Annotated in this window: 22 protein-coding genes; 18 read left to right on the top strand and 4 right to left on the bottom strand. The window is 55.8% G+C overall.

Annotated elements, in window-relative coordinates:
- Positions 1–174 precede the first annotated feature (174 nt).
- The 13 genes from rpsJ (at position 175) to rpsQ (ending at position 8,362) form a co-directional block, all read left to right on the top strand.
- The gene (gene rpsJ, locus OSH09_RS17955; RefSeq protein ID WP_003803053.1) at positions 175–486 is read left to right on the top strand and encodes a 30S ribosomal protein S10; all 312 of its coding nucleotides are present in this window, start codon (positions 175–177) and stop codon (positions 484–486) included.
- Between the two features lie 139 nt (positions 487–625).
- Positions 626–2,560 carry a glycine betaine ABC transporter substrate-binding protein gene (locus OSH09_RS18355; RefSeq protein ID WP_266121765.1) on the top strand — a complete coding sequence of 645 codons (1,935 nt, stop codon included), beginning with the start codon at positions 626–628 and terminating at the stop codon, positions 2,558–2,560.
- Positions 2,557–3,399 carry an ATP-binding cassette domain-containing protein gene (locus tag OSH09_RS17945; RefSeq protein WP_266121764.1) on the top strand — a complete coding sequence of 281 codons (843 nt, stop codon included), beginning with the start codon at positions 2,557–2,559 and terminating at the stop codon, positions 3,397–3,399. The genes OSH09_RS18355 and OSH09_RS17945 overlap by 4 nt, the downstream gene beginning before the upstream one ends.
- Positions 3,400–3,639: 240 nt before the next feature.
- A complete protein-coding gene (gene rplC / locus OSH09_RS17940; RefSeq protein ID WP_003803046.1) occupies positions 3,640–4,314 on the top strand; it encodes a 50S ribosomal protein L3 in 675 nt (224 codons plus the stop codon).
- 3 nt (positions 4,315–4,317) lie between these two features.
- Positions 4,318–4,938 carry a 50S ribosomal protein L4 gene (gene rplD, locus OSH09_RS17935; protein WP_094198176.1) on the top strand — a complete coding sequence of 207 codons (621 nt, stop codon included), beginning with the start codon at positions 4,318–4,320 and terminating at the stop codon, positions 4,936–4,938.
- Positions 4,935–5,231 carry a 50S ribosomal protein L23 gene (gene rplW, locus OSH09_RS17930; protein WP_003803043.1) on the top strand — a complete coding sequence of 99 codons (297 nt, stop codon included), beginning with the start codon at positions 4,935–4,937 and terminating at the stop codon, positions 5,229–5,231. The genes rplD and rplW overlap by 4 nt, the downstream gene beginning before the upstream one ends.
- A gap of 1 nt (position 5,232) precedes the next feature.
- Positions 5,233–6,060, top strand: a complete 828-nt coding sequence (rplB, locus tag OSH09_RS17925; RefSeq protein ID WP_207872631.1) for a 50S ribosomal protein L2 — start codon at positions 5,233–5,235, stop codon at positions 6,058–6,060.
- Between the two features lie 12 nt (positions 6,061–6,072).
- Positions 6,073–6,348: a 30S ribosomal protein S19 gene (rpsS, locus tag OSH09_RS17920; protein ID WP_003803039.1), complete on the top strand. Its 276-nt coding sequence runs from the start codon at positions 6,073–6,075 to the stop codon at positions 6,346–6,348.
- 3 nt (positions 6,349–6,351) lie between these two features.
- Positions 6,352–6,681, top strand: a complete 330-nt coding sequence (rplV, locus tag OSH09_RS17915; protein ID WP_009462426.1) for a 50S ribosomal protein L22 — start codon at positions 6,352–6,354, stop codon at positions 6,679–6,681.
- 9 nt (positions 6,682–6,690) lie between these two features.
- Positions 6,691–7,464, top strand: coding sequence for a 30S ribosomal protein S3 (rpsC, locus tag OSH09_RS17910; protein ID WP_207872630.1), 774 nt, complete (start codon positions 6,691–6,693; stop codon positions 7,462–7,464).
- A gap of 3 nt (positions 7,465–7,467) precedes the next feature.
- The gene (rplP, locus tag OSH09_RS17905; protein ID WP_003803033.1) at positions 7,468–7,884 is read left to right on the top strand and encodes a 50S ribosomal protein L16; all 417 of its coding nucleotides are present in this window, start codon (positions 7,468–7,470) and stop codon (positions 7,882–7,884) included.
- 9 nt (positions 7,885–7,893) lie between these two features.
- Positions 7,894–8,085 carry a 50S ribosomal protein L29 gene (gene rpmC, locus OSH09_RS17900; RefSeq protein ID WP_003803032.1) on the top strand — a complete coding sequence of 64 codons (192 nt, stop codon included), beginning with the start codon at positions 7,894–7,896 and terminating at the stop codon, positions 8,083–8,085.
- Position 8,086: 1 nt separating this feature from the next.
- Positions 8,087–8,362, top strand: coding sequence for a 30S ribosomal protein S17 (gene rpsQ, locus OSH09_RS17895; protein WP_009462428.1), 276 nt, complete (start codon positions 8,087–8,089; stop codon positions 8,360–8,362).
- A gap of 92 nt (positions 8,363–8,454) precedes the next feature.
- On the opposite strand, the gene OSH09_RS17890 is transcribed toward rpsQ, so the two are convergent.
- A complete protein-coding gene (locus OSH09_RS17890) occupies positions 8,455–9,417 on the bottom strand; it encodes an AraC family transcriptional regulator (RefSeq protein WP_207872629.1) in 963 nt (320 codons plus the stop codon).
- A gap of 129 nt (positions 9,418–9,546) precedes the next feature.
- Between OSH09_RS17890 and OSH09_RS17885 the strand changes: the two genes are divergently transcribed.
- The 5 genes from OSH09_RS17885 to OSH09_RS17865 all read left to right on the top strand — a co-directional run bounded on the left by OSH09_RS17885 (position 9,547) and on the right by OSH09_RS17865 (position 14,032).
- Positions 9,547–10,107 carry a carboxymuconolactone decarboxylase family protein gene (locus OSH09_RS17885; protein WP_266121763.1) on the top strand — a complete coding sequence of 187 codons (561 nt, stop codon included), beginning with the start codon at positions 9,547–9,549 and terminating at the stop codon, positions 10,105–10,107.
- Positions 10,092–11,183 carry an acyl-CoA dehydrogenase family protein gene (locus OSH09_RS17880; RefSeq protein ID WP_266121762.1) on the top strand — a complete coding sequence of 364 codons (1,092 nt, stop codon included), beginning with the start codon at positions 10,092–10,094 and terminating at the stop codon, positions 11,181–11,183. Before OSH09_RS17885 ends, OSH09_RS17880 begins: the two co-directional genes overlap by 16 nt.
- Positions 11,180–11,989 carry an ABC transporter ATP-binding protein gene (locus OSH09_RS17875; RefSeq protein ID WP_266121761.1) on the top strand — a complete coding sequence of 270 codons (810 nt, stop codon included), beginning with the start codon at positions 11,180–11,182 and terminating at the stop codon, positions 11,987–11,989. Before OSH09_RS17880 ends, OSH09_RS17875 begins: the two co-directional genes overlap by 4 nt.
- A 10-nt stretch (positions 11,990–11,999) precedes the next feature.
- The gene (locus OSH09_RS17870; protein ID WP_266121760.1) at positions 12,000–13,196 is read left to right on the top strand and encodes an ABC transporter substrate-binding protein; all 1,197 of its coding nucleotides are present in this window, start codon (positions 12,000–12,002) and stop codon (positions 13,194–13,196) included.
- Positions 13,197–13,282: 86 nt separating this feature from the next.
- On the top strand, positions 13,283–14,032 hold the full coding sequence (locus tag OSH09_RS17865) for an ABC transporter permease (protein WP_266121766.1): 750 nt from the start codon (positions 13,283–13,285) through the stop codon (positions 14,030–14,032).
- A gap of 304 nt (positions 14,033–14,336) precedes the next feature.
- Here the strand turns inward: OSH09_RS17865 and cysG are convergent, their stop codons facing one another.
- The 3 genes from cysG to OSH09_RS17850 are packed head-to-tail and all read right to left on the bottom strand — an operon-like array spanning position 14,337 to position 19,347.
- Positions 14,337–15,791, bottom strand: a complete 1,455-nt coding sequence (gene cysG, locus OSH09_RS17860; protein ID WP_266121759.1) for a siroheme synthase CysG — start codon at positions 15,789–15,791, stop codon at positions 14,337–14,339.
- 2 nt (positions 15,792–15,793) lie between these two features.
- Positions 15,794–17,503, bottom strand: coding sequence for an assimilatory sulfite reductase (NADPH) hemoprotein subunit (gene cysI / locus OSH09_RS17855; RefSeq protein WP_266121758.1), 1,710 nt, complete (start codon positions 17,501–17,503; stop codon positions 15,794–15,796).
- 11 nt (positions 17,504–17,514) lie between these two features.
- Entirely contained in the window at positions 17,515–19,347 is a 1,833-nt protein-coding gene (locus tag OSH09_RS17850; protein WP_266121757.1) for an assimilatory sulfite reductase (NADPH) flavoprotein subunit, read from the bottom strand.
- Positions 19,348–19,389 lie beyond the last annotated feature (42 nt).

The following is a 19,389-nucleotide window of genomic DNA, read 5'->3' as shown; positions in this document are numbered from 1 at the left end:
GTGGTTGCAAAAATCTTGAAGTAATAAGCCTTGCCTGCAGCGTGAAGGGTCAAACCTTCGCGCTGCAGTTTTGGTTTGCTACCCCCAAAAAGGGGATTTTTTACCCTGAATCATTCGGAATCCCGGATGTCAGTGATAAAAAGCCCCCACTTATATCGTTCTTTAGGATTACCCATGAAAAACCAGAAAATCCGCATCCGTCTGAAGGCTTACGATTACAAGTTGATCGATCAGTCTGCTGCTGAGATCGTAGAAACCGCCAAGCGCACTGGCGCTGTTGTTCGTGGTCCAGTACCACTGCCAACACGTATCCGTCGCTACGACATTCTGCGTTCGCCGCACGTCAACAAGACATCGCGCGATCAGTTTGAAATGCGTACCCACCAGCGCTTGATGGACATTGTCGATCCTACAGACAAGACCGTCGACGCTCTGATGCGTCTGGATTTGCCAGCCGGTGTAGACGTCGAAATCGCTCTGCAGTAATTTCTGCTTAGCTGTTCGAGATACATCGAAAGAAACGCCATGCAAAAGCATGGCGTTTTTTTTCGTCCATTCTCTTACGACCGGACACACTTTGCGTTGGCAACAAATGCGACGATGGGCAAGGTGAAGGAGGACAAGAATGATAAATCGGAGACGAACGCCGTTCCTGGGCCTATGGTGCTTCCTGGTTTTGTGGCTGTGCCTGTGGGGGACCAATGCGTCGGCGCAAGTGTGCCAGTCAGATAAGCCCATACGACTGGCAGACCTGAGCTGGGAAAGCGCCGCGTTTAGCACTGAGCTCTATCAGCAGATTCTGGAGAAGGCCTACGGCTGCAAAACCGAGCGTGTCCCGGGTTCTTCAGCGGCTCTGGAAAGTGCACTGGCACAAAACGATATACAAGTGATTGGCGAGATCTGGTCCGGGCGGACCGAGATTATCGAGAAGGCCATTAAAGCCGGTCAGGTGCAGGTGATTGGCAATACTTTGAAGGGTGGAGCCGAGCAGGGCTGGTACGTCCCGGACTATGTGGTCGATGGCGACCCGGAAAAGGGCATCAAGCCAGTAGCCCCCAACCTGCAGAAAGTGGAAGATTTGGGACGCTACGCCACGGTCTTTAGTGATCCGGAGCAGCCTGACAAGGGCCGCTTTTATAATTGCCCCTCTGGCTGGGTATGTGAAACCTTCAATAGCCGCCTGTTTGATCTCTATGGTCTGGGCGAGCATTATCAAAATTTCCGGCCTGGTACGGGTGCGGCTCTGGATGCGGCTATCAGTGCTGCCTATGACAGACGCGAGCCTATCCTTTTCTACTACTGGCAGCCTGCAGGCCTGATGGCCAAGTACTCCTTCAAAAAGCTGCGTAGTGCGCCTTTCAATGAGAGTTGCTGGGAAGCTGCCGTTTCGGGCAAAGGAAAGGTTTGTCCTACGGACTTTATCCTGGCGCATATTGGCGTAGCAGCCTCCACACCTTTCGTGGAGTCTTCCCCCGAGCTGGTGGCTTTGTTTGAGAAGATCCAGCTAGAGCCTGAGCAAATGAATACGATTATTCTGGGTATGACGGAAGGCGGGCAAAACGCCAGTACCCAGGTACAGAAGTTCCTGAAAGAGAACACCGAGCAATGGCGTCAGTGGATGCCAGTGGCTCAGGCAGATCGCTTGCAGGCTGCTTTGGAACCCCAAGTAACAAAACCAGTGGCTACGGCGCAGTCCCGCTTCTTCCCCGAGTGGTCAGCGGCAGATTGGGTTAATCGTCAGTTGTTGGTTGCTGTGCAGGATTGGGGAACTGGCTTTCGCCAGATCAGCGCCTGGGTTTTGACGCATGCCATCTTGCCAGTAGAGCGTGTCTTGCAGCAGGTGCCTGCGTGGGCCATTCTGGTTTTGACCGGTTTACTCGCCTGGTGGGGGCAACGGCGCTTTTTTCCTGTGCTGCTTTATGTCGGTGGCCTGTATCTGATAGGTGCAATGGGCCTGTGGGACAAGCTGATGCAAACCTTCACCTTGGTGTTGGTAGCGACTGTTTTTTCAGTCCTGATTGGTGTGCCGGTCGGCATTCTTAGCGCCCGCAGTCGCCTGCTTAGAAAAGTTCTGACGCCCGTGCTGGATGTGATGCAAACCATGCCCAGCTTTGTTTACCTGATTCCAGTGCTGATGTTGTTTGGCTTGGGGAAGGTGCCTGCCGTCCTGGCGACCGTCGTTTATGCGGTGCCACCCTTGATTCGTCTGACCAGCTTGGGATTACGACAAGTAGATAAACACGTCATGGAAGCCGCACAGGCGTATGGCGTTACGCGTTGGCAAATGCTGACTAAAGTTACGTTGCCTTTGGCTCGGCCCAGCATCATGGCGGGTATCAATCAGACCACCATGATGGCTCTGTCCATGGTGGTGGTGGCTTCCATGATCGGTGCCCAAGGTTTGGGGGAGGATGTCTTGGCGGGTATTCAGACATTGGATATAGGGCGTGGCTTGCAGGCGGGGGTAGCGATTGTGATCCTGGCCATTGTGATTGACCGGATTTCCCAATCCTTTGGTCGTTCCCAGCGTCATCGTCGCAAGGTCAGGAGGCAAGTATGAACACAGGCTCCAACGTCACCATTGAGCAGGCCTGCAAGATAGAGCTGCGTGATGTTTATAAAGTCTTTGGTAATCGGGCAACAGAAGCCGTTGAGCTTCTAAAGCAGGGGGCCGACAAGCAAGCCGTACAAAAGCAGACGGATTGTATTGTGGGTCTGGCTGGTGTGAATGCTTGCTTCCCAGCGCAACAGATCTCCTGCGTGATGGGTTTATCCGGTTCGGGCAAATCTACCTTGGTACGCCATATCAATCGCCTGATTGATCCCAGCGCCGGGCAAGTATTGGTAGATGGACAGGACATACTGCAACTGGATATGGCCAGCTTGCGGCAGTTTCGCCGTTTTGGAATCAGTATGGTGTTCCAGGCCTTTGGTTTGCTGCCCCATTTGACGGTGGTGGAGAATGTCGCCTTTGGCCTGGAGGTGCGAGGTGACAAGCGCTCACAAGCCCGAGAGCAGGCTCGGCAATGGCTGGAGCGAGTGGGCCTGCAGGACTATGCCGACAATTACCCCGATGAACTGTCAGGCGGAATGCAGCAACGGGTAGGTTTGGCCAGAGCCTTGGCCGTCGATGCCGATATTCTGCTGATGGATGAGGCCTTCTCGGCTCTGGATCCCTTGATTCGTTACGAGATGCAGGATGAGCTTTTGCGCCTGCAAAGCAGCCTGAACAAAACCATCATCTTTATTACTCACGATATTGATGAGGCTTTGAGGCTGGGTCAGCACATTGTGGTTTTGCGCGAGGGCAGGGTGGAACAAAGCGGCACTCCGGCCCAAATTCGTGATGAGCCGGTGAACGAATACGTAGCCCGCTTTGTGAATAAGGCGCACCAATAGAAACTGAGGCCTTGATCAATTTTCCTGATCGATGCTTTATAGCCAAGCCCTTCGAATTTGAAAAAACTGTTGTCAATCAAGCAGTTTAGGGCCGATTTTTGCAGTAAATCTTGCTTGGCTTTACAGCCGCGTGCTATATTTACTAGCTTAGCCAAAAAGTTTTGGCTATGGTCGTCGCGCAAATCATTGCGTGTACTCTCAGTTAGCCCCGACCAATCGTAGTTGGGAATGGAGAAAACGATGTCGAACTCGACACCTACGCCTGCCGCGTGGCGGCTGGGCCTTGTTGGGCGTAAAGTTGGCATGACCCGTGTGTTTACAGAGGAAGGCGAGTCCATCCCTGTGACCGTGCTGGACGTGTCCAACAACCGCATCACCCAGGTCAAGACGCCCGCAGTTGACGGTTACGCTGCTGTACAGGTTGCCTTTGGCACCCGTCGTGCAACACGCGTTACCAAGCCCCAGGCAGGGCACTATGCAAAAGCTGGCGTTGAAGCTGGCAGCATCCTGAAAGAATTCCGCCTCGACCCCGCTGCTATCGCCGAGCTTTCCGCCGGTTCCGTAGTTGCTGTGGAAAGCATTTTCGAAGCGGGTCAGAAGGTTGACGTTACGGGCACCACGATCGGTAAAGGCTTTGCCGGTACCATCAAACGCCACAATTTTGGCGGCCAGCGTAACAGCCACGGTAACTCGCGCTCGCACCGCGTACCCGGTTCCATTGGTCAAGCCCAGGATCCAGGCCGTGTGTTCAAAGGTAAAAAAATGTCGGGCCATATGGGTGACGTTACCCGTACGGTTCAGAATCTTGACGTGATCCGCGTCGACGCCGAGCGTGGCTTGTTGTTGGTCCGGGGCGCTGTCCCAGGTCACAAGAATGCCAATATCGTTGTGCGCCCTGCTGTGAAAGGAGCCTAATCCATGGAACTGAAGCTCCTGAACGAACAAGGCCAAGCTGCATCCACATTGCAGGCCAACGAAACCGTTTTCGGTCGTGAATTCAACGAAGCCCTGGTTCACCAGATCGTTGTTGCATACCAGTCCAATGCTCGCAGCGGTAACAGCAAGCAATTGACTCGTGCCGAAGTCAACCACAGCACCAAGAAGCCATGGCGCCAGAAAGGCACCGGCCGCGCTCGTGCTGGTATGACATCCTCGCCCGTGTGGCGTGGAGGCGGTCGTGCATTCCCCAACACCGGTGAAGAAAACTACACGCACAAGGTCAACAAGAAGATGTACCGCGCCGGTATCAGCGCGATTCTGTCTCAGTTGGTCCGTGACGAGCGTCTGTTGGTTGTTGATTCCTTCACTCTGGAAGCACCCAAGACCCGTCTGGCAGCCAACAAGCTGAAAGACCTGGGCCTGGAATCCGTGCTGATCATCACCGACGCGCTGGACGAGAACGTGTACTTGGCTACGCGTAACCTGCCTCACGTTGCTGTGGTTGAGCCACGCTACGCTGACCCGCTGTCCCTGATCCACTACAAAAAAGTGTTGGTCACCAAAGCGGCTGTCGCTCAGTTTGAGGAGATGTTGGGATGAACGCCGAACGTCTATTGCAAGTCATTCTGGCACCTGTCGTGACTGAAAAAGCCACGTACGTTGCCGAAAAAAATCAGCAAATCGCTTTCCGCGTCGCTCCTGATGCTACCAAGCCTGAAATCAAAGCTGCTATTGAACTGCTGTTCAAAGTAGAAGTTGAGTCGGTGCAGGTGCTCAATCAGAAGGGCAAAGAAAAGCGCTTTGGCCGTTTCATGGGTCGCCGCCGCAGTGTGCGCAAGGCATATGTCTCGCTCAAGCCCGGTCAGGAACTCGACTTTTCTGAGGTGAACTAATATGGCATTGGTAAAAGTAAAACCAACGTCGCCAGGTCGCCGTGGCATGATCAAAGTAGTTCACCCTGAACTGCACAAAGGCGCTCCTCACGCGGCTTTGCTGGAAAAGAAATCCAGTACTGCTGGCCGTAACAACAACGGCCACATCACGGTTCGTCACCGTGGCGGCGGTCACAAGCAGCACTACCGTATTGTCGACTTCCGTCGCAACAAGGACGGTATTCCTGCGAAAGTAGAACGTCTGGAATACGACCCTAACCGCAGCGCTCACATCGCATTGGTGTGCTACGCAGACGGCGAGCGTCGTTACATCATCGCCCCTCGTGGTCTGGAAGTGGGTGCAACGGTGTTCTCTGGCGCGGAAGCTCCAATCCGTTCCGGCAACACATTGCCTATCCGCAACATTCCTGTGGGTCAAACCATTCACTGCATCGAGATGCTGCCTGGTAAGGGTGCTCAAATCGCTCGTTCCGCTGGTGGTTCCGCTGTGTTGCTGGCTCGTGAAGGCACGTACGCTCAAGTGCGTCTGCGTTCCGGTGAAGTTCGCCGCATTCACATCGACTGCCGCGCCACGATTGGCGAAGTCAGCAACCACGATCACAGCCTGCGTCAAATCGGTAAAGCCGGTGCTGTTCGCTGGCGTGGTATTCGCCCAACCGTTCGCGGTGTGGCGATGAACCCAGTCGATCACCCGCACGGTGGTGGTGAAGGTCGTACGGGTGAAGGCCGTGAGCCAGTCAGCCCATGGGGTACTCCTGCAAAGGGCTACCGCACCCGTCGTAACAAGCGCACAGACAACATGATTGTTTCGCGCCGTAAGCGCAAGTAAGGGGCGAACACTATGTCACGTTCGATCAAAAAAGGCCCATTCGTTGATGCTCACCTGATCAAAAAGGTTGATGCAGCCGTTGTGGGTAACGACAAGCGACCAATCAAAACCTGGTCGCGCCGCTCTACCATCCTGCCCGAGTTCATTGGGCTGACGATTGCCGTTCACAATGGCCGTCAACACATTCCCGTTTACATCAACGAGAACATGGTTGGCCACAAGCTCGGCGAGTTCGCTTTGACCCGTACGTTCAAGGGTCACGCTGCGGACAAAAAGGCCCGGAGATAAGTGATGGAAACTACAGCAATTATTCGTGGAGTCCATATTTCGGCGCAAAAAGCACGTCTGGTTGCGGACATGGTCCGCGGCAAGTCCGTCGCTCACGCTCTGAATACGCTGACTTTCACTCCCAAGAAAGCCGCTGGCATCATCAAGAAAGCTCTGGAATCGGCTATTGCCAACGCTGAGCACAATGACGGCGCCGACATCGACGAACTGAAAGTCACCTCCATTTACGTGGACAAGGCTCAGTCGTTGAAGCGTTTTTCTGCACGAGCCAAAGGCCGCGGTAACCGTATTGAGAAGCAGACTTGCCACATTGTGGTCAAAGTCGGCGCTTAAGGAGTCACAATGGGACAGAAAATCCACCCAATTGGGTTCCGCCTGGCTGTTAACCGTAACTGGAGCTCGCGTTGGTACGCTGACGGTGCTGAGTTCGGTACGATGTTGGCTGACGACATCCGTGTGCGCGAATACCTGAAACGCAAGCTGAAAAGCGCCTCCGTTGGCCGTGTGGTCATCGAGCGTCCTGCCAAAAATGCTCGCATCACTATTTACTCGGCTCGTCCTGGTGTAGTGATCGGCAAGCGCGGCGAGGACATCGAAAGCCTGAAGGCTGACCTGCAGCGTCTGTTGGGCGTGCCAGTGCACGTTAACATCGAAGAAATTCGCAAACCTGAAACTGACGCTCAACTGATCGCCGACTCCATTGCTCAGCAATTGGAAAAACGCATCATGTTCCGTCGTGCGATGAAGCGTTCCATGCAAAACGCCATGCGTCTGGGTGCCCAAGGCATCAAGATCATGAGCTCGGGTCGCTTGAACGGCATCGAAATCGCTCGTACCGAATGGTACCGCGAAGGCCGTGTGCCTCTGCACACCCTGCGCGCTAACATCGATTACGGCACTTCCGAAGCGCACACGACGTACGGGATCATCGGTATCAAGGTCTGGGTCTACAAGGGCGACATGCTGCCTAACGGCGAAATGCCTGTTGACACCGTAGCCCCTGAAGAGCGCCGCCCACGTCGTCCACGTGGTGACCGTCCTGAAAACCGCCGTCCAGGTGGTCGTGGTCGCGGTCCTCGTAAAGACGCGGCGTCTGCTCCGTCCGAAGGAGAATAAAACATGCTGCAACCTTCTCGCAGAAAGTACCGCAAAGAGCACAAAGGCCGTAACACCGGTCTGGCAACTCGCGGTGCGCAAGTTTCGTTTGGCGAATTTGGTCTGAAAGCCACTGACCGTGGCCGTCTGACTGCTCGCCAGATCGAAGCAGCACGTCGTGCAATTAACCGTCACATCAAACGTGGTGGCCGCATCTGGATCCGTATCTTCCCCGATAAGCCAATTTCGCAGAAACCTGCTGAAGTTCGTATGGGTAACGGTAAAGGTAATCCAGAGTTCTGGGTCGCTGAGATTCAACCAGGCAAAGTCCTGTACGAAATGGAAGGTGTTAGCGAAGAGCTGGCACGTGAAGCATTCCGTCTGGCCGCTGCCAAGCTTCCTATCTCGACGACGTTCGTAACGCGTCAGATCGGTGCTTAAGGAGACGTCATGAAAGCCAGCGAACTCCGTACTAAAGATGCCGCCGAGCTCCAAAAAGAGCTCGAGAGCCTGTTGAAAGCACAATTTAACCTGCGCATGCAGCGTGCTACTCAACAGCTTTCCAACACCAGCCAACTGGGCAAAGTACGTCGCGACATCGCTCGCGTCCGTACCGTCATGGCTGAGACCGCAGGAAAGTAAGATGAGCGAAACTCAAACTACCGCAAAACGTCAACGTACCCTGATTGGTCAAGTTGTCAGCAACAAGATGGACAAAACTGTCGTCGTTCTGGTTGAACGCCGCGTTAAACATCCTTTGTATGGCAAGATCATCGTCCGCTCCAATAAATACAAAGCGCACGACGAGACCAACCAGTACAACGAAGGCGATACCGTTGAGATTACCGAAGGCCGTCCTATCAGCCGCAGCAAGTCCTGGACTGTTGTGCGTCTGATCGAAGCAGCCCGCGTGATCTAAACGCTTGCTCAGATGCCAGGCTCAGGCTTGGCTCTGATAAAAACCCCCAATCTGTTTACAGCTTGGGGGTTTTTTTATGGGCAAACGTATTGCTATGGCTGTTGCTTGCGCCACTGTGCCGGGCTGACGCCGGCACTACGCCTGAATGCTGCGCTAAAGGCGGCTGCCGAGCTATAGCCGATACGTTCGGCAATCTGTTCCATGGTCAGGCCCTGCTCCAGTTGGCGTTTGGCCAGTTGCATGCGCAGCTGCAGCAGCACCTGGGCCGGAGCCATCCCGCAGAGTAGGGTAAAACGACGATGAAAGGCGGCGCGGGACATGTTCAGATAGGCGGCCATGTCGTCCACCGACCACGCTTTGGCCGGTTCGCGCAGCAGTTGTTCGATCAAACCACCGAAAGCAGGGTCGCTGGCCAGATGAATCAGGCCCGCTGGCAGAGCGCCTTCTGCGGGTGATTGGCCGATTTGCTGGCGCAAGGTATAGAACAATAAAAGCTCCACCAACTTTTCCAGCAAGCTGGAGTTAGCCTGCGGCTGACGTCCCATTTCCGCCTGAATCAAATCCAGCAACGGCCGCCCGGAATCGGCATCAGCCTGCGAGCCATCAATCAGCAAGACATCTGGCACGGTTGCCAGTAGCAGCTCACTCAAGCCACGGCCCAGATCCAGAAAGCCACAGAGCAGCCCCGTGCTGTGTGCCACATTGGGCTCCAGGCTTTGCATGGTTTGACGGCGCATCGCCGCATTCCAGTCGGGTGGTGTGGGTGATGAGCTTAAACGATGGGGTACGTCCCTTAAAAAGAACACCGCATCGCCTGCCTGCAGGGCCAGGGCTTCCTGATGTTGAATATGCAGCCAGCATGGTCCATGCAAGACCACATGAAAGCCTGCCCGTTGATGCCCGTGCAGGCTGCTTTCCCATTGATTGCAGTATTGGCCCAAGTGAAACAGGCTGGCCGAGATCTCCAGCCCGGACAACAACAATTCCTCCACAGGGTGTCCCGTGTCCTTGGAGTCGATGGCGCAATGGCCGTCAGGAAAGGCAGAGTCGCTCATGTGGAAAATATGCTTATTTCTTTTCGTGGATATTTTTAATAGGAATACCGCTATGTTCGCACATGGAGATAAGGCACCAGTCGATCGACAATAAAACCTTCTCGGATTAACTAAGGAATTGACGCGATCATGACCCGCCTAACTTTGCATACTGTGGACTCCGCTCCTGACGCGGTCAAACCCGCCCTTGAAAAAGCGGTGCGTGGTAGCGGCTTTTTGTCCAATTTGCTGGCTATTTTGGCCAATGCCCCGGTTGCCTTGCAAGCCTATCAGGATATGTCCGCCTTGAACGCCACGGCCAGCCTGTCGCTGATCGAGCGCGAGGTGGTGCAACTGGTGGCTGGGACCACTCATGGTTGCCGTTTCTGCGTGGCAGGCCATACGGCCATTGCGACTAATAAAGCCAAGCTGGACCCCGAAATCCTGGCCGCCTTGCGTGCTCGTGGCTTTGACCAGATCAATGACGAACGCCTGCAGGCTTTGGCCTTGTTCAGCCGCGCCGTGATTGATACCCGTGGTCAAGTGTCTGACCAGGCCTTGGCGGATTTCCGTGCCGCTGGTTATGGCGATCAACAAGCACTGGAAGTGATTACCGGTATTGGCTTGGCGACTATCTGCAACTTTGCCAATAATCTGGCCCGTACACCGCTTAATAGCCAGTTGGAGGCCTACGCATGGGAAGCGTCTTAACGCAGTCTGAACGGGCTGTGCTGGTCTCAGAACAGCCTGTTTTGTCGCCCGGCCTGGCCCAGTGGCTGGAAGAGCATGCTCTGTGCCTGGATAGCGATGCCTCCCAGTCGCAGGCCTTGCTGCCACGTCTGGCGCAGGATGGTTTGTTAAGTCTGGGCTTGAAAGCGGACTTTTCAGACTTTGGTGATGCGGTTCAGTCCATTGTGGAGGTGGCCGAGCACTCCCTGACGGCAGGCTTTGTCCTGTGGAGCCAGCGTACGTTCATTGAATACCTGCGCGATGTGCAGGATCCAGCTATGCGCGAGCGCTATTTGCCCGGTTTGCTGGATGGCAGCATTGCTGGTGCGACGGGCCTGTCTAATGCCATCAAGTTTTTGGGTGGCATTGAAGAGCTGCAAGTGCGCGCACAGCCCGAGCAAGGGCAGTGGCAGTTTCAAGGTCGCTTGCCCTGGATCACCAATCTGCGCCCCGGGAAATGTCTGGTGGCCATTGTGGCCGCCATGCCTGAACAGCAGGCAGGTATTTGGGTAGCAGAGTTGGGTGACCAAGGTCTGGAGCGCTCGGAAGATCTGGATTTGGTTGGGCTGCGTGGCAGCAATACCGCGGCCTTGACCTTCAATGCCGTGCGTTTGGGCAAAGAGCGTCTGCTGCATCCCGAGGCGGGCCACTTCGTACGCGCGGTGCGCCCCCGTTTCATGGCGCTGCAATGCGGCATGACGATGGGTTTGGCACGACGTTCTTTGAAGCAAGTGCTGGAGGCGCCACGCTGCCAGTGGGTGCAGGAACAGCCCGCGCGCCGCTTGCTGGATCGCGTGCAGGAACTCTCGAATGTGCTGGTGGATGCCGTACGCAAACCCGGTTCGGCTACCCCTCCGGATCTGTTCAAGGTCCGCATTGAGCTCAGCAGTCTGGCCTCGCAAGCCGTAGCTCTGGAAAGCTCAGCCATTGGTGGTGCGACCTATATGCAAGGTAAACATCCCCAACTGCTGCGTCGCTATCGCGAAGCCATGCTGGTGCCTTTGATTTCGCCCACCGTGGCGCAGTTGAAGGCCGAACTTGGGCAGGATGCGCCATGAGTCTTACCGCCCCCTCTTATCTTTATTCGGAAGGGGTCGGGCTTTTAGCCGCGAAGGGCATCAGTCTGGCCTATGGTGGCCAGACTATCTTGCAGAACCTGGACTTGAACGTACGCGCAGGCGAGATCGTGGCGTTGCTGGGGCCTAGTGGAGTTGGCAAGTCCTCCTTGTTGCGAGTCCTGGCCGGTTTGCAGACTCCCACACTGGGTGAGGTTTCTTTCCTGGGGCAAGCCGTGCGCGGAGTTCATCCTGCTTTGGCGATGGCGTTTCAGGAGGCCATTCTCCTGCCCTGGCTGAATGTGCAGGCCAATACCGGCTTTGGCCTGGGCTTTGCGCGACAACCCACCGTATCCGCCGCTGAGCGTCGCCTGCGAGTTGAACAGGCGCTGCGCCAGGTTGGACTATATGAAAGCCGTCATCAGCGTCCTGGTGCCTTATCGGGCGGTATGGCACAGCGTGTCGCCATTGCGCGTTGTCTGGCTCGACGTCCACAAGTCTTGTTGATGGATGAGCCTTTTGGTGCGCTGGACGAAGTAACCCGTCGTCAGATGCAGGAGCTGATTCTGTCGATACGCGACCAGACCGGCTGCGCCATTGTGCTGGTCACACACGACATTGATGAAGCCCTCTTGCTGGCCGATCGGGTCCTGCTCTTAGGTGGCCGTCCTGCCGGTTTGCAGCGTGAGTGGAGCTGCCCGGCACATCCCCGATCTCATTTGGACAACTGGCTTCAGGCCATACGCCTGGAAATTGTGGCCAGCCTGGAGCAAAGCCTCTCCCAGGCGGTTCACGCTTCTGTTTTGTAAGGTGCACTTCATGATTGAATCTCCTACGTCCCGTACCCGTCGTGACTTGCTGAAACTGGCGTCCCTGCTGACCGTTGCGGGCGCTGCACCTTTGCTGGCCCAAGGGGCTGCCCGTGCACAAAGCGAGTCGAATGCGCCCTTGCGTATTGGTTATTTGCCCATCACCGATGCCACCGCCATGCTGGTAGCGCATCACAATGGATACTTTGAAGAAGCAGGCATTGCGGTTGAAAAGCCTGTGATGGTGCGTAGTTGGGCCCAGTTGATCGAGGCCTTTATTTCAGGTCAGGTCAACCTGGTGCACTTGCTCTCGCCCATGACGGTGTGGGCGCGTTATGGCAGCAAAGTGCCTGCAAAAGTGGTCGCCTGGAATCATATGAGCGGCTCTGCAATCACTGTGGCCCAGAACATCAGCTCTGCCGAGCAGTTAGGTGGGCAGACAGTGGCCATTCCTTTCTGGTACTCCATCCATAACGTGGTCTTGCAGCATGTGCTCAAAGCGCATGGCCTGACGCCGGTGGTGAAAAATTCCGGTGCGCTGGCTCCCAACGAGGTCAATCTGGTGGTGATGGCACCTGCTGATATGCCCCCCGCTTTGGCATCGGGGCGAATTGCCGGTTTTACCGTGGCTGAACCGTTCAATGCCTTGGCTGAAACGCAAGGCATGGGCCGTATCCTGCGCTTTACCGGCGATGTCTGGCGTGATCACGCCTGTTGCGTGGCCTTTATGCATGAGCAGGATTTGCAGACACGTCCCCAGTGGTCACAAGCTGTTGTGGATGGCCTGGTCAAGGCGCAGATCTGGATACGGAGTAACCGTGCTGAGGCAGCCAAAATCCTGTCGCGTGAAGGTGGAAATCGCTATACCCCGCATACCCAGGAGAACCTCTTGAAAGTGCTGTCTCCAGATCCGGCAGATCGTGCTCAATACGTGAAGTCGGGTGTGATTCGTCACCCGGATTGGGACGATCAACGTATCGATTTCCAGCCTTATCCTTTCCCCAGCTATACCGAGTCCTTGGTGCAGATGTTGCAAGGGACCCTGATTCAGGGAGAGCGTGGTTTTCTGGAAGGTTTGTCCCCGCAACACGTAGCCAGTGATTTGGTGGATGATCGCTTTGTACGTGCAGCTCTGGAAAAACAGGGTGGTCTGGCGCAGTTTGGTCTGGCAGAGCAGTACACCCGCAACGAGAGCATTGTTGTATGAGTTTGAGTGCGTCTGCTTCTTCCACCAGTGTGACGTCATTGACGCAGTCCGATTCGCGATCGGCGGCGTCTTTACCACGTCCCAAAATGAATGCCTGGATTGCCAGCACCCTATGGGGGCTGGGTGGTTTGTTGGCAGGAGTCGTGCTGTGGTATCTGGCCACAGCCTGGTCCAGCAGCCCTTTGATGCAACAGTTCGGGCCTGCCGCTGCGTGTCATAGCTTGCTGGAGATACTGGGCTGGTCGGAGACCTGGATGCACGTAGGCGCCAGTTTGCAGCGCATTTTTGTGGGGCTGGCGATTTCATTGGGTGTCGGCGTGCCCGCCGGTTTGCTACTGGGCTTGTCAGCCCGTGCTCATGCCGCATTGACACCCTTGTTCCAGTTCCTTCGCATGATTTCGCCCCTGTCCTGGATGCCTATTGCCGTCATGGCCTTCGGGATTGGGGACGCGCCGATTTATTTTCTGCTGGGTGTAGCCGGTGTCTGGCCTGTATTGCTCAATACTGCTTCGGGCGTACGTCATTTGAATCCGCGTTGGTTGATGCTTGGCCGTAGTCTGGCAGCCACCAAACTGGAAACACTGCTGTATCTGATTTTGCCCGGCATTGTCGGCTCGGTGCTGACAGGTAGCCGATTGGCTATAGGTGTCTTGTGGATTGTGCTGGTGCCTTGCGAAATGCTGGGCGTATCAGCCGGTTTGGGTTATTTGATTCTGGATACACGTGATCGCATGGCGTATTCCGAACTGATGGCGGTGATTGTTTTGATTGGCCTGATTGGTTACTTGCTGGATAGTGCTTTGCGAGCCTTGTTTGCGGCTTTTGGACAGCGTTAGATAAGTAGCCTTTTGGGGCAGGCGGGTGACAGGCTGTGGCTGTTTTTTGTCTTTGGGAAAAATAAGTGACAGAGAATCATCATGCCACCTGTCGTTGTCTATTTTGCTCTTATAGACGCCGACAGTTTTACCTTGTGCTTAGTGGCTTTTTCAGAAGCTGCAGAAGATAAAAAAGGCCCTCAACATGATTAGATGTTGAGGGCCTTTTTAGATTCAGCTTGACGCAGTATTTAAGGACGCTACTGCCGTACTGGTTGGAGTGTCGTGCAAAGCAGGGACTCTAGCCCTGCCTTGATGACTGTCTTCAGGCAGCGACCAAGGTATTATCCGCGTCCTGCGTAATCGCTACACGTGGACTTAGCTGATCAATCAGCTCGCCATACCAGGACAAGGTAGTGCCCAAAGTGGCGACCTGGCCAATCACCAAAATGCAGGGGCTGGCAAACTGATGTTGTTGTGCATCCTGGGCAATATTTTCCAGTGTGGACAGCAAGGTGCGCTGTTCAGGGCGCGAGCCATTTTCAATCAAGGCGCAGGGCGTAGTGGCACTACGGCCACGCTGTACCAGCTCATGGCTAAAGCCCAGAATTTGTTGCAAGCCCATGTAGACGGCGACCGTCTGGCTGGTATCCAGCAGCGGATTCCAGTCCTCAATACCGTGACCGCTTTTGCGATGTGCCGTTACGAACTGCACGGACTGGGCGTGATCACGGTGTGTCAGGGGAATACCGCTATAGGCTGCACATGCGATAGCCGCAGTGATGCCGGGCACCACCTCAAATGCGACACCGTGTTCAGCCAGATATTCCAGCTCTTCACCGCCCCGGCCAAAAATAAAGCCATCGCCACCTTTCAGACGAACCACGGTTTGGCCTGCGCGAGCATGTTCGATCATCAGTTGATGAATGCGGTTTTGAGTCTGGTGATGGTCCTCGCCCAATTGCTTGCCGACAAAAATGCGGTGGGCATCACGGCGGGCCAGTTCCATGACCTGGTCGGAAACCAGCCGGTCGTACAGAATCACATCGGCACGGTTCAGGGCGCGCAAAGCATGCAGTGTCAGCAGGCCAGGATCGCCCGGACCGGCTCCCACCAGAATCACACGGCCTTGTGTGGCACGGGGCGATTCAGGCTGTTGCAGCGCGTTTTCCAGGCTTAGGCGGGCTTGTTCTGTTTGATGACTGCGTAGTGCAGCGCCGACTGGGCCATCTAGCAGCCAATCGTAAAACCGTCGACGGGCACCCAGCTCAGGGCGGGCGCGGCGGATGGCACTGCGGTACTCCTGCGCCAAGCGGCTAATCGCGCCCAAGCTATGGTCCAACATGGTTTCCAATTGCTCCCGTACTCGCCGTGCCAACATGGGGGCCGACCCGGCAGAGGATATGGCAATAATCAGCGGAGAGCGGTCCACAATGGCGGGCACCTGGAAACTGGACAACTCAGGATCATCCACCACATTGACCAGGATGCGGGCCTCTTGTGCATCCTGGGCGATGACCTGGTTCACATCCCGTTTGTCCGTAGCCGCAATAATCAGCCAGGCTCCTTGCAGATGCTGGGCCTGATAGCGCTCCCGAATCAGGGTGATGCGTCCTTGCCGGGCCAGCTCTTCCAGACTGTCCACTACATAGGGGGCGACCAGCGTCACTTGGGCCCCGGCAGCCAGTACCAGACGCACTTTGCGTTCGGCGATTTCTCCACCGCCGATCACCAGCACCGCGCGCTGTTTCAAATTGGCGAATAAGGGAAAGAGATTCATAGTCAGGCCGGTTGTAAAACCAGAGGAATCAAGCGGCTTGAAGGCTCGGCAACCACGCCAGCACGAACCAGGAAATCCCCAAAGTGTTCGCCTTCCAGACGCTCGGCAGCAAAGCGGCCAAAGAGCTCATCCAGAATGCTCAGAATTTCAGGCTCGGCAATATTCTGGCGATAGATCACGTTCAGGCGTTCGCCGCTGAAGTTCGCGCCCAAACGCAAGTCGTAGCGACCCAGCGCACGGCCCACCAGGGCAATTTCACCCAGATAAGGACGGGCGCAGCCATTGGGGCAGCCGGAAATACGCAGCACAATACGCTCATCACGCAGTTGATACTTGTCCAGCAAGGTTTCCAGCTTGGGCAGCAGGATGGGGGCGTAGCGTTCGCTTTCCGCCATGGCCAGGCCGCAGGTGGGCAGAGAAACACAGGCAATCGTGCTGCTGCGTATGCCGCTTTGTGTCTGGTACACATCCAGCTTGTGGTCTGCTACCAGCTTGTCGATCTTGGTCTTATCTTCTTCAGGCACATCGGCAATGATCAGGTTCTGGTTGCAGGTCAGGCGGAATTGTCCTTGGTGAATCTTGGCAATCTCACGCATACCCGTCAGCCAGGGACCGACTTCGGTATCCATGATGCGGCCCGAATCGATACGCAGGCTCAGGTGCCAGCGGCCATTGCTGCCCTGGGTCCAGCCGAAGCGGTCGCCATTGTGGTCAAAATGGTAGGGGCGCGAAGGCTCCAGGGTTTGACCACTACGGTTTTGCACTTCTTCCAGGAACCAGTCGGCACCCAGCTTATCCACGGTGTATTTCAGGCGGGCATGACGGCGTTCGTCGCGGTTGCCGTGGTCACGTTGTGTGGTGATGACGGCTTCGCAAACGGCCAGCAATTGCTCGGGACGTACAAAGCCGATCACGCTGCCCAGTCGTGGGTAGGTGGTGTCATCGCCATGTGTGGCACCCATGCCGCCGCCAATGGCGACGTTAAAGCCTTGTAGCTGATTGTTTTCGATGATCGCGATCAGGCCGATGTCCTGCGCAAACACGTCCACATCATTCAAGGGAGGCACGGCAATGCCAATCTTGAATTTGCGGGGCAGATAGGTCTTGCCGTACAGCGGTTCAAAGTCCTCGCCATCAATAGCGTCTTCGACTTTTTTGCCATCCAGCCAGATCTCGGCATAGGCGCGGGTCTTGGGCAGGAAGGCTTCGGAAATCTTGTCGGCCCACTCCTGAACCAGACCATGTTGCTCGGACAGCAAGGGATTGGTGGCGCTGACCACCTGACGGTTCACGTCGCCGCAAGTAGCCAGTGTCGTGGACATGGCGTTGTTAATGGCTTGCAGTGTGGGTTTTAAAAAAGGCTTGCGCACGCCATGCCATTGAAAGGTCTGACGGGTGGTGATGCGCAGGCCAAACTGGGCCCATTCACAGGCAATTTGGTCAAAGGCCAGCCATTGGGCCGGTGTGACTACGCCGCCGGGCAAGCGGGCGCGAATCATGAAGCTGAATGCGGGCTCCAGTTTTTGCTTGCGTCGCTCTTCACGTTGGTCGCGATCATCTTGCTGATAGCTGCCGTGAAATTTCAGCAGCTTGTTATCGTCTTCGCTGATGGCACCCGTAATCGGGTCAGCCAGACCCTCGGTAATGCCACCGCGCAGGTAGCGGCTATCAATTTTGACTTGCTCGATAGCGGCAATTTTCTTTGTTGTCATGTCCTTGCTTCTCAGTAAACGTCGCGGGCGTAACGGCCCTGCGCCGAGAGTTCTTCCAACCAGCTACGTGCCTGGTCCGCGTCCAGTCCGCCTTCTTTGCGGGCAATCTCTTGCAGGGTCTGGTGCACGTCTTTGGCCATCTGGTTGGCATCACCACACACATAGATGTGGGCACCACCCTGAATCCAGGCGTAGACATCGGCGGCTTTTTCCAGCAGTCGATGTTGAACGTAGACTTTGTTTTCCTGATCGCGTGAGAAGGCCAGATCCAGGTGCTGCAACTGACCGTCTTGCAAGGCGCGTTGCCATTCGGTCTGGTAGAGGAAATCGGAGTGAAAGTGGGGGTTGCCAAAGAACAGCCAGTTGCGGCCTTCACCACCCTGGATGCTGCGTTCCTGAACAAAGGCGCGGAACGGGGCAACGCCAGTGCCTGGACCAATCATGATCACGTCACGGCTGGTATCTTCAGGCAGGCGGAAACGGGTATTGGGATCAATAAAGACAGGCACGGTATCGCCTTCATTCAGGCGTGCCAGATAGTCGGAGGCCACGCCCCAACGATCCTGTTCATTGAATTCGTAATGCACATTGGCCACGGTCAGGTGTACTTCTTCGTCCACCTCGGACTGACTGGAGGCGATGGAGTACATGCGTGGTGCCAAAGGTCGCAGAGACTGCACCAGTTCAGTCGCGCTCCAGGTGGCAGGGAAGCGTTGCAGGACATCCAGAACCTGATGCGTTTTCAGGAGCTCTTGCAGGGTGCTCAAACCCTCTGTGCCAACAGCAGTTTGCAAGGTTGCATCGCTATTGCGCTTGGCCAGTTCCACCAGGAAAGGTTTGGTTAGCTGGGTCAGCTCACGGTAGTGGCTCAGCCATTCTTGCAGCGTGTGCGATTTGTCCTGAATGGTGACGACTTCTTGCGGGTCCAGTTTCAAGGTCTGGATAACGGCTTCGACCAGTGTGGCGTTCTGGGTCGGCCATACACCCAAGGCATCACCCGGTTGGTATTTCAGGCCGCTGCCTTCCAGAGACAATTCGTAGTGAAAGATATCGCGGGTGCTGTCACGGCCCGTAATGTTCTGGCTTTGCAGGACCGTGGCCTGGAACGGATTGTCACGCGTAAAGCTGCTGCGGGCCTGTGTTTCCAGCACAGTGACATTGCTGGTCTGAGCGGCAGGAATGGCGGCTGCGGCGTGGGCTTGGTGATCGGTTTCCAGAAAACCAAAGGCCTTGTCCTGCCAGGGGGCGGCGACGGTATCAATATCCAGATCGGCCAGGCCTGCGTCCAGAATGCGTTCTGCACCCAGAGCCAGCAGACGTTGATCAATCTTTTCTGCGATCCCACAGAACAGGGGATAGCTGGAATCACCCAGACCCAGCACACCGAACTTCAGTTCTGGCAGTTTTGGGGCGCGGGCACCAGACAGGAACTCGAAAAAGGCAATGGAGTCATCCGGTGGGTCACCTTCGCCCTGGGTGCTGATAACGACATAGAGCAGACGTTCGTCTTTCAGTTCGCGTGTGGGGTAGCGATCAGCGCGCAGCAGGCGCACAGGGATTCCGGCGGCTTCGCAGCGTTGGGCAAAGGCCTCGGCGACGCGTTGGGCATTGCCCGTTTGGCTGCCAAAAATAATCGTGGCGGGTCGTTGGGCGGGCGCTGTAGCGGCAGGCACCAAAGACAGTTCAGGAGAACCCGGCACTTGAGCCGGGAGGCCGGTGTGGCGCACTTGGGCGACACCCGCGAGGTAGCCGGACAGCCAGTTCAGGGACAGCGGATCAAGCTCGTCGGTAATTTGGGCAATCGCCGTGCGATTTGCGTCCGAAAGGCGGGACAGGGCGTGCATTCTGACACTCGCTTATATAAATAGTTTGTCCCATTCTAAAGA

The sequence above is a fragment of the Alcaligenes parafaecalis genome, assembly GCF_026344135.1.
GTDB lineage: Bacteria > Pseudomonadota > Gammaproteobacteria > Burkholderiales > Burkholderiaceae_B > Alcaligenes > Alcaligenes parafaecalis.
The sequence above is the reverse complement of the archived record's forward strand: the minus strand, read 5'-3'. Positions and strand labels throughout refer to the sequence as shown.

What these genes read in the sequence shown, in the direction of transcription:
- rplP (WP_003803033.1), top strand. Translation starts at nt 7,468, where the DNA reads ATGCTGCAACCTTCTCGCAGAAAGTACCGCAAAGAGCACAAAGGCCGT.
- cysI (WP_266121758.1), bottom strand. Translation starts at nt 17,503, where the DNA reads ATGACAACAAAGAAAATTGCCGCTATCGAGCAAGTCAAAATTGATAGC.
- rplB (WP_207872631.1), top strand. Translation starts at nt 5,233, where the DNA reads ATGGCATTGGTAAAAGTAAAACCAACGTCGCCAGGTCGCCGTGGCATG.
- OSH09_RS17885 (WP_266121763.1), top strand. Translation starts at nt 9,547, where the DNA reads ATGACCCGCCTAACTTTGCATACTGTGGACTCCGCTCCTGACGCGGTC.
- OSH09_RS17850 (WP_266121757.1), bottom strand. Translation starts at nt 19,347, where the DNA reads ATGCACGCCCTGTCCCGCCTTTCGGACGCAAATCGCACGGCGATTGCC.
- rplW (WP_003803043.1), top strand. Translation starts at nt 4,935, where the DNA reads ATGAACGCCGAACGTCTATTGCAAGTCATTCTGGCACCTGTCGTGACT.
- rpsS (WP_003803039.1), top strand. Translation starts at nt 6,073, where the DNA reads ATGTCACGTTCGATCAAAAAAGGCCCATTCGTTGATGCTCACCTGATC.
- OSH09_RS17875 (WP_266121761.1), top strand. Translation starts at nt 11,180, where the DNA reads ATGAGTCTTACCGCCCCCTCTTATCTTTATTCGGAAGGGGTCGGGCTT.
- rpsC (WP_207872630.1), top strand. Translation starts at nt 6,691, where the DNA reads ATGGGACAGAAAATCCACCCAATTGGGTTCCGCCTGGCTGTTAACCGT.
- rpsJ (WP_003803053.1), top strand. Translation starts at nt 175, where the DNA reads ATGAAAAACCAGAAAATCCGCATCCGTCTGAAGGCTTACGATTACAAG.
- rplC (WP_003803046.1), top strand. Translation starts at nt 3,640, where the DNA reads ATGTCGAACTCGACACCTACGCCTGCCGCGTGGCGGCTGGGCCTTGTT.
- OSH09_RS17890 (WP_207872629.1), bottom strand. Translation starts at nt 9,417, where the DNA reads ATGAGCGACTCTGCCTTTCCTGACGGCCATTGCGCCATCGACTCCAAG.
- rpsQ (WP_009462428.1), top strand. Translation starts at nt 8,087, where the DNA reads ATGAGCGAAACTCAAACTACCGCAAAACGTCAACGTACCCTGATTGGT.
- OSH09_RS17880 (WP_266121762.1), top strand. Translation starts at nt 10,092, where the DNA reads ATGGGAAGCGTCTTAACGCAGTCTGAACGGGCTGTGCTGGTCTCAGAA.
- OSH09_RS17945 (WP_266121764.1), top strand. Translation starts at nt 2,557, where the DNA reads ATGAACACAGGCTCCAACGTCACCATTGAGCAGGCCTGCAAGATAGAG.
- cysG (WP_266121759.1), bottom strand. Translation starts at nt 15,791, where the DNA reads ATGAATCTCTTTCCCTTATTCGCCAATTTGAAACAGCGCGCGGTGCTG.
- rplV (WP_009462426.1), top strand. Translation starts at nt 6,352, where the DNA reads ATGGAAACTACAGCAATTATTCGTGGAGTCCATATTTCGGCGCAAAAA.
- rpmC (WP_003803032.1), top strand. Translation starts at nt 7,894, where the DNA reads ATGAAAGCCAGCGAACTCCGTACTAAAGATGCCGCCGAGCTCCAAAAA.
- OSH09_RS18355 (WP_266121765.1), top strand. Translation starts at nt 626, where the DNA reads ATGATAAATCGGAGACGAACGCCGTTCCTGGGCCTATGGTGCTTCCTG.
- rplD (WP_094198176.1), top strand. Translation starts at nt 4,318, where the DNA reads ATGGAACTGAAGCTCCTGAACGAACAAGGCCAAGCTGCATCCACATTG.
- OSH09_RS17865 (WP_266121766.1), top strand. Translation starts at nt 13,283, where the DNA reads ATGAATGCCTGGATTGCCAGCACCCTATGGGGGCTGGGTGGTTTGTTG.
- OSH09_RS17870 (WP_266121760.1), top strand. Translation starts at nt 12,000, where the DNA reads ATGATTGAATCTCCTACGTCCCGTACCCGTCGTGACTTGCTGAAACTG.